Source organism: Achromobacter sp. NCFB-sbj8-Ac1-l (genome assembly GCF_052695805.1).
Genome location: NZ_CP199812.1, coordinates 486147 through 500740, shown reverse-complemented (window position 1 = coordinate 500740; position 14594 = coordinate 486147). Strand labels below are relative to the sequence as shown.

Annotated in this window: 11 protein-coding genes; 1 reads left to right on the top strand and 10 read right to left on the bottom strand. The window is 67.4% G+C overall.

What is annotated here, in order from left to right:
• The first annotated feature begins 4 nt into the window (after positions 1-4).
• A complete protein-coding gene (gene iaaH, locus ACUDP5_RS02380) occupies positions 5-1453 on the top strand; it encodes an indoleacetamide hydrolase (RefSeq protein ID WP_445658078.1) in 1449 nt (482 codons plus the stop codon).
• A gap of 112 nt (positions 1454-1565) precedes the next feature.
• On the opposite strand, the gene ACUDP5_RS02375 is transcribed toward iaaH, so the two are convergent.
• The 10 genes from ACUDP5_RS02375 to metH all read right to left on the bottom strand — a co-directional run bounded on the left by ACUDP5_RS02375 (position 1566) and on the right by metH (position 14252).
• Positions 1566-3158 carry a mannitol dehydrogenase family protein gene (locus ACUDP5_RS02375; protein WP_445658077.1) on the bottom strand — a complete coding sequence of 531 codons (1593 nt, stop codon included), beginning with the start codon at positions 3156-3158 and terminating at the stop codon, positions 1566-1568.
• A complete protein-coding gene (manD, locus tag ACUDP5_RS02370; protein WP_445659119.1) occupies positions 3146-4357 on the bottom strand; it encodes a D-mannonate dehydratase ManD in 1212 nt (403 codons plus the stop codon). Before manD ends, ACUDP5_RS02375 begins: the two co-directional genes overlap by 13 nt.
• 28 nt (positions 4358-4385) lie before the next feature.
• Entirely contained in the window at positions 4386-5198 is an 813-nt protein-coding gene (locus ACUDP5_RS02365) for an amino acid ABC transporter ATP-binding protein (protein ID WP_445658076.1), read from the bottom strand.
• Complete coding sequence (locus ACUDP5_RS02360; RefSeq protein WP_445658075.1) at positions 5195-5854, bottom strand: amino acid ABC transporter permease; 660 nt, start codon at positions 5852-5854, stop codon at positions 5195-5197. The genes ACUDP5_RS02365 and ACUDP5_RS02360 overlap by 4 nt, the downstream gene beginning before the upstream one ends.
• Positions 5851-6516, bottom strand: a complete 666-nt coding sequence (locus tag ACUDP5_RS02355; protein WP_025135583.1) for an amino acid ABC transporter permease — start codon at positions 6514-6516, stop codon at positions 5851-5853. The genes ACUDP5_RS02360 and ACUDP5_RS02355 overlap by 4 nt, the downstream gene beginning before the upstream one ends.
• Positions 6517-6549: 33 nt before the next feature.
• Positions 6550-7587: an L-idonate 5-dehydrogenase gene (locus tag ACUDP5_RS02350; protein ID WP_445658074.1), complete on the bottom strand. Its 1038-nt coding sequence runs from the start codon at positions 7585-7587 to the stop codon at positions 6550-6552.
• A 10-nt stretch (positions 7588-7597) separates the two neighbouring features.
• Complete coding sequence (locus ACUDP5_RS02345) at positions 7598-8431, bottom strand: substrate-binding periplasmic protein (protein WP_025135581.1); 834 nt, start codon at positions 8429-8431, stop codon at positions 7598-7600.
• Between the two features lie 151 nt (positions 8432-8582).
• On the bottom strand, positions 8583-9512 hold the full coding sequence (locus ACUDP5_RS02340) for a substrate-binding periplasmic protein (RefSeq protein ID WP_445658073.1): 930 nt from the start codon (positions 9510-9512) through the stop codon (positions 8583-8585).
• Between the two features lie 83 nt (positions 9513-9595).
• Entirely contained in the window at positions 9596-10324 is a 729-nt protein-coding gene (locus ACUDP5_RS02335) for a FadR/GntR family transcriptional regulator (RefSeq protein ID WP_263915211.1), read from the bottom strand.
• 154 nt (positions 10325-10478) lie between these two features.
• Complete coding sequence (gene metH / locus ACUDP5_RS02330; protein WP_445658072.1) at positions 10479-14252, bottom strand: methionine synthase; 3774 nt, start codon at positions 14250-14252, stop codon at positions 10479-10481.
• Between the last annotated feature and the right edge of the window lie 342 nt (positions 14253-14594).

The window sequence follows — 14594 nt, the reverse complement described above, 5'->3', positions numbered from 1 at the left end:
CGCCATGCCCGTCCCCCAGACGCCTGCCGCCTGCCCCACCCTCACCGAAGCCGCAGCCCGGCTTCGCGACGGCAAGATCACCAGCGAGGCACTGACCCAAGCCTGCCTGGACCGCATCGCGTCCCGCCAGGATCTCAATGCCTTCATCACCGTGGACACGGACGGTGCCCTGGCCCAGGCCCGGGCCGCCGACGCCGCACGCGCCGCCGGCCGCGCCCCACGCCCCCTGGAAGGCGTGCCCCTGGCCATCAAAGACAACATCCACGTCGCCGGCTTGCCCAATACCGCCGGCACCCCGGCCTTGCACGACTTCCGCCCCGCCCAGGACGCGCCCGTCGTGCAGCGCCTGCGCGATGCCGGCGCCATCATCGTCGGCAAGGCCCACATGCATGAACTGGCTTTCGGCGTCTCGGGCTACAACGCTGCCTATCCCGGCTCGCGGGGCGCCGGCACCCGCAACGCCTACGACCCCGAACGCATCGCCGGCGGCTCGTCCTCGGGCAGCGGCGCTGCCGTGGGCGCACGCCTGGTGCCGGCCGCCCTGGGCACCGACACGGGCGCCTCGGTGCGCCTGCCGGCTGCGCTCAATGGCGCCGTGGGCTTGCGCCCGTCGGTGGGCCGCTACGACGGCGCCGGCATTACCCCGATTTCGCACACCCGCGACACCCCCGGCCCCATCGCCAACAGCATGGCCGACATCGCGCTGCTCGATGCCGTGCTGACCGGCGACCACTCGCCCCTGCCCGCCCTGCGCCCCACGGACCTGCGCCTGGGCCTGCCCGCCTACTTCTGGCAGGACCTGGACCCGCAGGTGCAGGCCACCACGCAGGCCGCCCTGGACAAGCTGCGCGCGGCCGGCGTCACCCTGATTGCCATGGACATGCCCGGCCTGGAAGCCAGCAACGCCGCCAGCGGCATGCCGATCTGCCTGCATGAACAGAAAGTGGATCTCATCGCGTACCTGCAACGCTACGAGGTCGGCGTGAGTTTCGAGGACGTCGTGGCGCAGATTGCCAGCCCCGACGTCAAGGGCATCTTCGACAACCTGGTCGTGCCGGGCGTGCTGCCCACGCCGACCGGCGAATTGCTGGCGTTGCAGCCGCTGTACGACAGCGCGATGGCGGTGCATCGCAATGCGCTCATCGATGTCTATCGGCGCGCGTTCCAGGCGCATGGCCTGCATGGCCTGCTGTTTCCCACCGTGCCGGTCCTCCCGCCGGTCGCCGCGCCGGAAGCCAGCAGCCTGGAGACATTCCTGCGGCTGGCGCGCAACGTCGACCCCGGCAGCAATGCGGGCCTGCCCGGCTTGAGCCTGCCCGCCGGCCTGTCTGAAAGCGGATTGCCGATCGGGCTGGAGGTGGATGGCTTGCCGGGCGACGACCGCCAGGTGCTGGCGATCGGCCTGGCGCTGGAGGGCGTGCTGGGACGGTTGGCGCCGCCGACCTCGGCCTGAATTTCCAGCCTGATTTGTCGGCCTGATTTACTGGCCTGACTTCGGACCTGAAGTCAGGCCAGCTCCTTCAGGCCAGTTCCTTCAGGCCAGTTCCTTCAGGCCAGTTCTCCTGCTACGACGCGTCCGGCATGACCGCCAGCGTGGCTTCCAGCGCCCCCGCCACGCCCAGCGTGCGCAGCGACTGCACCGCCTGCGCCACCGCCCGCACGAAGCGCGCGTCTTCGCCCAGGTCGCCAAATACCGCAGACAGGCCCGTCATCTGCACCGTCCAGGCCGACGCCGCTGCCGGCCCCGGCCCGGCAGCCCGCGCCGCCTGTTCCGCCAGATCCAGCCGCGCTGCCAACACGTCTGCCAGCGGATCGTCGATGTTGTAGCGGCGCCCCGCCTGGTCCACCCCGCGCAGAAAGTGCAGCCAGCCCGCCACCGCCAGCGCCAGCCCCGCAATCGGCTGATCCGCCGCCAGCCGGTCGCGCACCGTGCCCAGCAACCGCTGCGGCATTTTCTGCGATCCGTCCATGGCGATCTGCCGCGTCTGGTGCTTGAGCGCCGGATTGGCATAGCGCTGCAACAGCCGCTGCTGGTACTGCGCCAGGTCCAACCCCGGCAACGCAGGCAAGGTCGGTGCGATCTCCGTCTGCATCAGCCCGGCCAGATAGCGCCGCAACAGCGGTTGCGCCACCGCCTGGTCCACCGTGCTCCAACCCGCCATCACCGACAGATAGGCCAGCGCCGAATGCGCGCCGTTCACCATGCGCAGTTTCAGCGTCTCGAACGGCGCCGCCTCGGCCACGAAGCGCGCCCCGCCCACCGCCCAATCCGGACGGCCGGCGGCGAATTCGTCTTCCACCACCCATTCCAGATACGGCTCGGCCAGCACGGGCCAGGCATCCGCCAGGCCCAGCGCCTGCGTCACAGCAACGCGGTCCTCGTCCGTCGTACGCGGCACGATGCGATCCACCATCGAGCACGGGAAGGTGCAGGCCTGCCCGATCCAATCGGCCAGGCCTGCATCCACCTGCGCGGCAAACGCCAGCACCAGACCGCGCAGCAGGCGGCCGTTGGATGGCAGATTGTCCAGCGACAGCAGCGTCAGCGGGCCCAGGCCCGCCGCGCGCCGGCGTTGCAGCCCCCACACCAGGAAGCCGATAGCGCTGCGCGGCGCGGCTGGCTGGCCCAGGTCATGGACGATGTCCGGGTGCTTGAAATTCAGCGCGCCGCTGGCCGGATCGTGGCAATAGCCCTTCTCGGTCACCGTCAGGCTGACGATGCGTGTGTCGGCGGCAGCGATGCGCGCCAGCACGGCTTGTGGATCTTCGGGCGCCACCAGCGTTTCCAGCAGGCAGCCGATCACGGCCAGCTGCTGGCGCGGCTGCCCCTGGGCATCGGCGCTGCGCAACGCCAGCGTGTACAGACCGCCCTGCGGCGCCAGCGCATCGCGGGTGTCGGCCTGGCGCAGCGACACGCCGCACAGGCCCCATGCCAGCTCACCGCCGGCATGCAGCGCCGCTTCGTTCACCGCCGCCAGGTGGCCGCGCGCGAACGCGCCCAGCCCCAGGTGCACGATGCCGGTGCGCAGCGCCGCGCGATCGTAGGCCGGCCGCGCCACGTCGGGCACCAGCCCCGCCAACCGTGACGGATGCAGGCGGACGGCGGGTTGCGCCGCGCCCGGTTGCGCCGGGTCAGGCTGCCGCGCTACCAGTTCCATAACGTCCCATCCTGCTGCAGCCGGTTCACCGGCAGATAGGCGCGCTTGTACGGGTACTTGGCGGCCAGCTTCTCGTCGATATCCACGCCGTGGCCCGGCACGTCGCCGGGGTACAGCATGCCCTGGTCGAAGGTGTAGGCGTGCGGGAACACGGCATCCGTTTCATCGGTGTGGCGCATGTATTCCTGGATGCCGAAATTGGGCACCCACAGGTCGAAGTGCAGCGCCGCGCCCATGCATACGGGCGACAGGTCGGTGGCCCCGTGGCAGCCGGTGCGCACCTGGTACAGCGATGCCAGGTCCGCAATGCGCCGCAGGTGGGTGATGCCGCCGGCGTGCACCACGGTCGTGCGGATGAAGTCGATCAGCTGGTTCTGCACCAGGTCCTTGCAGTCCCAGATCGAATTGAAGATCTCGCCCACCGCCAGCGGTGTGGTGGTGTGCTGGCGGACCAGGCGGAAGGCCTCCTGGTTCTCGGCCGGCGTGGCGTCTTCCATCCAGAACAGGTTGTAGGGTTCGAGCGACTTGCCCAGCCGGCCCGCTTCGATCGGCGTCAGGCGGTGGTGCACGTCGTGCAGCAGATGGTGGTCGAACCCCAGCTTTTCGCGAATGCGCTCGAACAGCTTGGGCGTGTGCTGCAGGTATTTCTCGGTGGACCAGTCGTGCTCGCTGGGCAGGTCGCTGTCGGCGGGCTCGTAGAACAGGTTGCCGCGGCCCACGCCGTAGACCTTGTCCAGGCCCGGTACGCCGCTTTGCGCACGGATGGCGCGGTAGCCCATGTCGGCGTAGCGCAGCACCTCGTCGACCGTGTGCTCGATGTCGCTGCCGTTGGCATGGCCGTAGACCATCACGCCGGTGCGGCTCTTGCCGCCCAGCAGCTGGTACAGCGGCAGGCCGGCGGCCTTGGCCTTCAGGTCCCACAGCGCCGTGTCCACCGCGGCGATGGCTGTCATGGTGACGGGGCCCCGGCGCCAGTAGGCGCCCTTGTACAGGTACTGCCAGATGTCCTCGATCTGGTGCGCGTCGCGGCCGATCAGGCAGGGCACCACGTGTTCGGTCAGGTAGGCCGCCACGGCCAGCTCGCGTCCGTTCAGGGTGGCATCGCCGATGCCGGTCAGGCCCTGGTCGGTTTCGATTTTCAGGGTCACGAAATTGCGGCCCGGCGAACAAACAATGACGCGTGCGTTCGTAATTTTCATCATGGATTCCGTAAGGACGGGAGAATGTTCAGCCTTCCCAGCCCAGGTGGCTGAGGAAGTCGCGGGTACGGGCGACCTGCGGGTTGTCGAAAATCTGCGTGGGCGGGCCTTGCTCCAGGATGGCGCCGTTCTCGAACACCACTACCCAGTTGGCCACGCGCTTGGCAAAACTCATTTCGTGGGTCACGACGATCATGGTCATGCCCTCTTGCGCCAGCTTCTTCATGACGTTGAGCACTTCGCCCACCGTCTCGGGGTCCAGCGCCGACGTCGGCTCGTCGAACAGCATCACCTCCGGCTCCATCGCCAGGGCGCGCGCGATCGCCACGCGCTGCTGCTGGCCGCCCGACAGGTTGGCCGGAAAGTTGCCGGCCTTGGCCGCCAGGCCCACCTTTTCCAGAAGCGCCTGGGCGCGAGCGCGGGCCGCGTCCGGCGCCATGCCCAGCACCGTGATGGGGCCCATGGCCACGTTGTCCAGCGCCGACTTGTGCGGAAACAGCTCGAAGCTCTGGAACACCATGCCCATGCGCTGGCGCACCTTGCGCACTTCGGATTCGGCCTCGGGCAGCGCCACGCCGTCCAGCAGCACGCGGCCGCCATCCAGCTTTTCAAGCGCGTTGGTGCAGCGAAGCAGCGTGGACTTGCCCGAACCGGACGGCCCGATCAGGCACATCACCTCGCCCTTGTTGACCTGCAGCGACACGTCGCCCAGCGCCACGAAGTCGCCATAGACCTTGCGCACGTTTTCATAGACCAGCACCGGCGGCTGGTCGGCGCCTTTGCGCGCCGCGGCGGCAGCCGCCGCGCCCACCGCCTGTTGTTCCAGGATCATCTCGTTCATTCCTTGACTCCGTATTTGCGATGGATCCAGTCGACCAGCTTGGCCTGCGGATACCCCATCAGCCAATAGATCACCGCCATCGCGGTCAGCATCTCCAGCACGCGGAAACTCTGCGCGCGCACCTGCATCGAGGCGTAGGCCAGCTCGCTGACCGCAATGACCGACACCAGCGACGTATCCTTGAACAGCGAGATCCAGGTGCTGGCCAGCACCGGCAGGATGCGCCGTGCCGCTTGCGGGATCAGCACCTTGAACATGGCCTGGCGGTGCGACATGCCCATCGCCAGCGCGGCTTCCATCTGCCCCTTGCGGATGGAATTGATGCCGGCGCGGAAGGTCTCGGAGTTGTAGGCCGACACGTTCAGCACCAGCGCCACCAGCGCGGTCGTCACCGCCGAGAACTGCACGTCCAGCGCCATCGGCATGACGTAGAACGCCCAATAGATCACCAGGATCAGCGGCAGGTTGCGAAAGAACTCGACGATGGCCACTGCGACGCCGTTGGCCAGGCGGTTGGACGACAGCCGCATCAGCGCCAGCACGATGCCGCCGGGCACGGCCAGCGCCATGGTCACCACCGTCAGCATCACGGTCATGGCCGCGCCCTGCAGCAGGACCTGGCGCGAGTCCCAGATAATTCCCCAGTCCAAGTTCATGAGCGCCCCAGATGTGCGTAGCGTTGGTACAGGCGGTCGACGCCGCGGGTCACCGGGAACAGGATCACGAAGTACGCCACGATCACGGCGGTGAACACCTCGATGGGCCGGTAGCTCTGCCCGGCGATGGTTTCGGCCTTGTGCATCAGTTCCGGCACGGCGATCACCGTGGCGATCGCCGTATCCTTGATGGCCACCGTCAGCACCGACCCGAAGGCCGGCAGCATGCGGATGGTGGCCTGCGGCAGGATGATCTTGCGCAGCGCCTGGGCCCGCGACATGCCCAGCGCCAGCCCGGCGCGCATCTGCCCCGGACGCACCGATTCGATGCCGGCGCGGATCACCTCGGCCGAATAGGCCGCGATGTGCAGGGTCAGCGCCACCAGCGCGGCCCAGAACGGCGCGAAGTTCACGCCGGCCAGCAGCGGGAAGGCGAAGTAGATCCACACCAGCACGACCAGCACCGGAATGGCGCGCATGCTGTCGATGTAGAACACCAGCAGCACGCGCAGCCAGCGCGGCCCGTACAGGCGCAAGAGCGCGATCACCAGCCCCAGCAGGATGCTGGACACCGCGGTGACCGCGCTGAGCGCCACCGTGATGCCCAGGCCGCCGGCAAAGAAGCGCCAGTTCTCGACGATGGGTGAAAAATCAAAGTCCATGGAATCTCCGTACGGACAGGAACGCGGACCGGCTCAGAACGTCACCATCACTTTCATGGCCTGGCGCCGGTCGGCCGCCAGCGCAAAGGCCTCGTGCGCCTGGCGTGCGGGAATGGCCGCCGTCAGGAGCGGCGCCACGTCCACCAGGCCGCGGCTCAGGTAATCCACAGCCCAGGCGTATTCATCGACGAAGCGGAAGCTGCCGATGACGTGCAGGCTCTTGACCATGATCTGGTTGAAGGGGCACTGCTCGCTGCTGCCGCTTAGCGTGCCCACCGTGACGATGGTGCCGCGCGGGCGCGCCGCGCGGATGCAGTTGGCCAGGCCGGCGTAATTGCCCGATGCCTCGAAGCACACGTCGACCGTGCCCTTGCCCGCCGCCAGCGCCTCCAGTGCCGCCGGGTCGGTGGCCGCGTTGATGGTGCGCGTGGCGCCCACCTTGGCGCAGGTGGCCAGCGTCTGGTCGACGATGTCGACCACGATCAGCTGGCTGGCGCCCGCCAGCTTCGCCGCCATCATCACCAGCGCGCCGATGGGCCCGGCGCCCACCACCATGACCGTCTTGCCCAGCAACGAGCCGGCGCTGTGCACCGCGTGCAGCGCCACGGCCAGCGGTTCGCCAAAGGCGGCCAGCTCGAACGACAGGCTGTCGGGCACCGGCAGGCACTGCTTTTCCTCTACCACCACCTGCTCGCGCATCGCGCCCTGCATGTGCGGATAGCGGCTGGCGCTGCCGAAGAAGAACACCGCCTCGCAGTGATTGGAATCTCCCTGGCGGCAGTAACGGCACACGCCGCAGGTGCGGGCCGGGTCCAGCGCCACGCGGTCGCCCGGCTTGACGGCCGTCACCGCCGCGCCGATTTCCAGCACCTGGCCCGAGGCCTCGTGCCCCGGTGTCAGCGGTTCGCGGATGACGAAGTCGCCCACCCGGCCGTGGCGGTAGTAATGCAGGTCCGACCCGCAGATGCCCACCGCCTTGACGCCGACCCGCACCTCGGTCGGGCCCAGGGGTTCGGGCGCCTGTTCGACCAGCCGCAGGTCTTCGGCCCCATGGATTGCGCAATTGAGCATGGCGTCCGCCTTATTTCAGCTGCTGGGTCATGCGGCGCTCTTCGGCGACCAGCTCGGGATGCATGCGCGCTTCGACCTTGCGCAGCCATTCCAGGTACACGGGCTGGCCCTTGGCCACGCCCATGCCGGCGTCGATCGCGAAGATCTTGCTGTCCTGGCAGTCGTTTTCCTTGGGGAACACGGCCAGGCCCTTGACCTTCTTGCTGATGTTGGGCCAGAGCATGCGGTTCAGCGGCGCCACGTCGGAACGGCCGGCCAGCACTTCCTCGATGGGCGCGACCGAACCCGAATTGGTCACGCCGCGCAGCTTGGCCTTCGGAAAGTTTTCCAGCACCAGCGGTTCTTCGCCGGCGCCGGAGAAGTACGCCATGGTGATGCCGGGCTGGTTGAAGTCCTCGACCTTGGTGGCGTTGGTGAACTTGGGGTTGGACGCCAGCCCGAACATGCACACGCTGGTGTTCGAGAAGGTCACGAAGTCGATGATCTTGGCGCGTTCGGCGTTCTGGTTCAGCGGCCCGATCATTACGTCCATCTGGTTGGCGATCAGCGCTGGCACCTTGGTTTCGTGGCTGACCTGCACCGGCACGATCTTCACGTCCAGCAGGCGCGCGAATTCCTTGCCCAGCAGCCACGACGACCCCATCCACGGTTCGCCCGAGCCGCTGGTGTTCTGCACCAGCCAGGGCGGATTGTTCACCACGCCCACGCGCAGCACGCCGGCCTTGCGGATGGCGTCGATGCGCGGGCTTTCGCCGGGCGCGGGCGGCGTCTGCGCCTGGGCCACGGATGCCGAGGCCAGCAGCAGGGCCGCGGCGGCAAGACGAAGGAAATAAGGCTGTTGCATTGCTGTCTCCTTGGAGGGAAGCCCGGCGGTTTGCGCCGGATACGGCCGCGCGTGGCCACGGGCAGGCGCCCGGGCCGCGCGCGCCTTGCGCGGGGTCGGAAAATCGGTGTGTGTTGTCGGGGTGTGCTGCTGGAAATAGCGGCCCGGCCGCTTACGGACTCTGTTCGATGATGCGCATTTCGTCGGCATCCAGGCGCGGCTTCATCGCTACCGCCACTTGTCGCAGCCAGGCCAGGAATTCAGGCTGGTGCTTGTCGATCGCCAGGCCCACCGGCGAGGCCTTTTCGGTGCTTTGCTGGCAATTGGCCTCGGCCGGCAGCACGGCCAGTCCGCGCACCTTGCGGTTCAGCCCCACCCAGGGCACCCGGTTGATGGGCGCCGCATCGGCGCGCCTGGCCATGATTTCCTCGATGGGCGCGGTGGCGCCCGAATTGGCCACGGCGCGCAGCCGGGCCTGCGGAAAGCGCTGCTTGACCCAGGCCTCTTCGGCCCCGCCGGTGAAGTAGGCGATGGTGACGTCGGGCCGGTTCAGGTCGTCCACCGACTTGGCCGCGGCCAGCTTGGGATTGGCCGCCAGACCGAACATGCACACACTGGTCGACGAATACAGCACGAAGTCCACGACCTTCAGGCGCTCGGGCGTTTCGGCCAGGGGGCTGATGGTCATGTCGACCTGGTTGGCCGCCAGCACCGGCACCTTGGTTTCGTGCGACACCGGCACGGCGGTCAGCGTCACACCCAGTTGGCGGGCGTATTCCTTGGCGAGCAGCCAGGCCGGGCCGCTCCAGGCTTCGCCGCCGCGGCCGGACACGTCCTGGATCAGCCAGGGCGCGTTCTGCAGCACGCCCACGCGCAGTTCACCGGCCTTGCGGATGGCATCGATGCGCGGGCTCTGGCCCACGGCGGGCGCCTGCTGCGCCGACGCAGGCGCGGCCAGCGCGCAGACGGCCAGCAGGCCTGCCGACAGCGCGCTGGCCGCCGTGCGAAGGGCCCGCACGCGACGCGCCGCCCCACGGATGGCCGCCCCACGGATGGCCGCCCCACCTGTCCCGGTGCGGCTCCCCTTGTTCGTTTGCTGCATTGCTTGTCTCCTGATTCGAATCAGCCCGATTCCGGGGCGCGGTATCTTCCGCGCTCAGCCGGGGGCCGCCTGCCGTTGCCGCGTTAGCGCCACCCTTGCGCGAATTCGCCGATGACGCGTTCCAGATGGCCGCGCATGGCCAGGCGCGCGCCGTCCGCATCGCGGGCCACCAGGGCGCTGAAGATGCGCTGGTGGTCTTCCTGCGAGGCCTGGCGCAATTCCTGGGTGTGGAAATGCTGTTCGATCTTTTCCCAGATGGGTCCCTGGGCCTGGTCCCACATCGCCGATACCGTGCCCAGCAGCACGCTGTTGCCCGTGGACTGCGCGATGTACAGGTGAAAGGCCCGGTCGGCGGCCTCGTTGGCCGCCTTGTTCATCATCTGTTCGCGCATGGTCGTCAGCGCTTCGAAGATGCGGTCCAGGTCGGCGTCGTTGCGGGTGGTGGCCGCCAGCGCGGCGATTTCGGATTCGATCAGGCAGCGGGCGCGCAGCAGTTCGAAAGGCCCGGCGCCCGGCTCTTGCGTGGCCGGCAGGCGGGCCACGCCGGCGGGCGGTTCGCAGACATAGATGCCCGAGCCGCCGCGCACTTCCACCACGCCCTGCAGTTCCAGCGCGATGATGGCCTCGCGCAGCGAGGTGCGGCTGACGTCGAAGCGTTCGGCCAGCGCGCGCTCGGCCGGCAGGCGCTTGCCCACCGCGAATTCTCCCTGGGCGACCAGCGCCTGGATCTGCGCGGCCAGCCGCAGGTAGGCACGGTCGGCCACGGGCCTGGCGGCGGGTTCCTCGGGCTTGGGGATCAGTTGTAGTGTCATGGCAGTTAAAAGTGGTTGGACCAAATATTATTTGGTTTACCAATTTGGCACATCATGGTTTACCACTATCAGGGTGGTGAACCATCGGGGACAAAACAAAGCGCCGCGCCGGACGAGCCGGGGCGGCGCTTGGGGACTGCGGCCTGGGGCGGGATCAGCCCAGGTTCGGCGCCAGGGTGCGCTTGAGGTCTTCCAGGCTGCGGCCGCTGCGGGCGGCGTAGTCCTGCAACTGGTCTTCGCCGATGATGCCGACGTTGAAATACTGCGACTGCGGGTGGCTGAAGTAAAAGCCCGATACGCTGGACGCCGGGAACATGGCGTAGCTGTCGGTCAGCATCATGCCGATGTCGGCGCCGTCCAGCACGCGGAACATGTCGGTCTTGATGACGTGTTCCGGGCAGGCCGGGTAGCCGGGCGCCGGGCGGATGCCCACGTATTTCTCGGCGATCATGTCTTCGTTGGACAGCGCCTCGTCGGCCGCATAGCCCCACAGGTCCTGGCGCACGCGAGCGTGCAGGCATTCGGCGAAGGCTTCGGCCAGGCGGTCGGCCAGCGACTTGAGCATGATGCTGGAATAGTCGTCCAGCGCCTTCTCGAATTCGGCTTCCTTCTTTTCGATGCCCAGGCCGGCCGTGACCGCGAACATGCCGATGTAGTCCAGCTTGCCGCTGGACTTGGGCGCAATGAAGTCCGACAGCGACTTGTTGCTGACGCCTTCGCGCTTGGCGCCCTGCTGGCGCAGGTTGCGGTAGGTGAACAGCACTTCGCTGCGGGTTTCGTCCTTGTAGACCTCGATGTCTTCATCGTTGACGCTGTTGGCCGGGTAGAAGCCGACCACGCCGTTGGCGGTCAGCCAGCGGCCTTCGACGATGCGCTTCATCATGGCCTGGCCGTCGGCGTAGACCTTGCGGGCCTGCTCGCCCACGACCTTGTCGTCCAGAATCGCCGGGAACGGCCCGAACAGGCTCCAGGTCTGGAAGAACGGGCCCCAGTCCACGTACTTGGATATTTCAGCCAGGTCGTAGCTCTTGAAGGTACGGCGGCCGATGAACTTGGGCCGCGGCGGCGTGTAGGCGTCCCAGTCGATCTGCGGCCGCGAGGCGCGCGCCTCGGCCAGCGGCAGGATCGGCGTGGCCTTGCGGTTGGCGTGGCGGCGGCGCACGTCCTCGTATTCCTCGGCCAGTTCGGCCAGGTAGGCGTCCGCCTGGTCCGACATCAGGTTGGTGGCCACGCCGACCGAACGGCTGGCGTCCGGCACGTAGATCACCGGACCTTCGTAGTTCGGCGCGATCTTCACGGCAGTGTGCACGCGGCTGGTGGTGGCGCCGCCGATCATCAGCGGCACCTTGCGGCTGCGGAAGTACTCGTCGCGCTGCATTTCCGAGGCGACGTAGGCCATTTCCTCGAGGCTGGGCGTGATCAGGCCGGACAGGCCGACGATGTCGGCATTCTCTTCCTTGGCCTTTTCCAGGATCTGGGCGCAGGGCACCATCACGCCCATGTTCACGACTTCGAAGTTATTGCATTGCAGGACCACCGACACGATGTTCTTGCCGATGTCGTGCACGTCGCCCTTGACCGTGGCGATGACGATCTTGCCCTTGGCGCGCACGTCGCCGCCGGCGGCCGCGATCTGGCGCTTTTCCTCTTCGATGAACGGAATCAGGTGGGCCACGGCCTGCTTCATGACGCGCGCCGATTTCACCACCTGCGGCAGGAACATCTTGCCTTCGCCGAACAGGTCGCCCACCACGTTCATGCCGTCCATCAGCGGGCCTTCGATCACTTCGATCGGGCGGCCGCCGCGTGCGGCGATCTTCTGGCGCACTTCTTCGGTGTCTTCGACGATGAAGGCGGTGATGCCGTGCACCAGCGCGTGCGACAGGCGCGCCTCGACCTCGGCATTGCGCCAGGCCAGGTCTTCTTCCTTCTTGGCGCCCGAGCCCTTCACCGTGTCGGCGAACTGCACCAGGCGTTCTGTCGGGGTGCGTTCGTCGGCCGGGTCGGTCTTGCCGACCGGCACGGCGCGGTCCAGCACCACGTCTTCGACCAGGTCGCGCAGCGTCGGGTCCAGGTCGGCGTACACGCCCAGCTGGCCCGCGTTGACGATGCCCATCGTCATGCCTTCCTTGACCGCGTAGTACAGGAACACGGTGTGGATGGCTTCGCGCATTGGCTCGTTGCCGCGGAACGAGAAGCTGACGTTGGACACCCCGCCCGAAATGCGGGCGTGGGGCAGGTTCTCGCGGATCCAGCGCGTGCCTTCGATGAAGTCCACGGCGTAGTGGTTGTGCTCGTCGATGCCGGTGGCGACCGCGAACACGTTGGGATCGAAGATGATGTCTTCCGGCGGGAAGCCTTCTTCCTCGACCAGGATCTTGTAGGCGCGGCCGCAGATTTCCTTGCGGCGCTCCAGCGTGTCGGCCTGGCCGAGTTCGTCGAACGCCATCACCACCACCGCGGCGCCGTAGCGGCGGCACAGGCGGGCGTGGTGGCGGAAGGGTTCCAGCCCCTCCTTCATGGAAATCGAGTTCACCACCGGCTTGCCCTGCACGCACTTCAGGCCGGTCTCGATGACTTCCCATTTCGAGCTGTCGATCATCACCGGCACCCGGGCGATGTCGGGTTCGGACGCGATCAGGTTCAGGAAGCGGTGCATGCAGGCCACCGAATCCAGCATGGCCTCGTCCATGTTGATGTCGATGATCTGCGCGCCGTTCTCGACCTGCTGGCGGGCCACGGCCAGCGCCTCGTCGTATTTTTCTTCGCGGATCAGGCGCGCGAACATCTTGCTGCCCGTCACGTTGGTGCGCTCGCCGACGTTGACGTACAGCGTGTCTTCGTCGATGTTGAGCGGCTCCAGGCCCGACAGGCGGGTCTTGACCGGAATGTCGGGCACGACGCGCGGCGTCAGCGCCGTGACCTTCTCGGCAATGGCGCGGATGTGGTCCGGGGTGGTGCCACAGCAGCCGCCCGACATGTTCACCAGCCCGGCGCGGGCAAATTCTTCCAGCAGCGCCGACGTGTCGGCCGGCGTTTCGTCAAAGCCGGTCTCGGCCATCGGATTGGGCAGGCCGGCGTTGGGGTACACGCAGACGTAGGTGTCGCAGATCTTGGACAGCTCGGCCACGTAGGGGCGCATCAGGGCCGCGCCCAGCGCACAGTTCAGGCCGATGGTCACCGGGCGGGCATGGCGCACCGAGTTCCAGAAGGCCTCGACGGTCTGGCCCGACAGGATCCGGCCGGACGCGTCGGTCACCGTGCCCGAAATCATGACCGGCAGGCGGATGCCGCGTTCCTCGAACACTTCCTCGGTGGCGAAAATGGCCGCCTTGGCGTTGAGCGTGTCGAAAATGGTTTCGATCAGGACGATGTCGATGCCACCGTCCAAGAGGCCGTTCAGCTGTTCTATATAGGCGACCCGCAATTCGTCGAAGGTGACGTTGCGCGCGCCCGGGTCGTTCACGTCGGGCGAGATCGAGGCGGTCTTGGGCTGCGGACCCAGCGCGCCGGCCACGAAGCGCGGCTTGTCGGGCGTGCTGTATTGGTCACAGGCCTCGCGCGCCAGCTGGGCCGACACCAGATTCAGTTCATAGGCCAGTTCCGGCAGGTCGTAGTCGCCCTGCGCAATCGACGTGGCGCCGAAGGTATTGGTTTCGATGACGTCGGCGCCGGCTTCCAGGTACTGGCGGTGGATCTCCGAAATCACGTCGGGGCGCACCAGCGACAGCAGCTCGTTATCGCCCTTCAGGTCCTTGCCGTGGTCGGCGAAGCGCTGGCCGCGGAAATCGGCTTCCCCCAGCTTGTAGCGCTGGATCATCGTGCCCATGGCCCCATCCAGGATCAGGATGCGCTGGCCAAGCAGGCGGGCGAAGTCGCCGCCGCGGGTATAGCTTTCGGGCGGATAAGGCAGGCGGGGATACGACACGTTCAGGTCCGGATGGGGTTGGGCGGCGCCAGAGGCTGCGCAATTGTCGCTAAAAAGCGATAAACGCCGAAAAAACAAGTCCTGATCGTAACAAAATGGGCGCGATTGCGCCCCGCGGTGATACAGTTTCGGCCCCGAACCGGTGCTTTCGGCGCAACAGGCGGGCAAGAACGCAACACTTGCCCGGCCGCGTGCGAAAGGTAAACGGGAAACAGGAAGACGCTGGCTCCTCGCCGCCCACAAGGCAGGCCCGGCCGGCATCCAGCCTGTGCTGCCCCCGCAACGGTCCCCATGTGCGCAATGCGCCCATGGCAGCCCGATACCGGCCAGTTCGATCGCCAG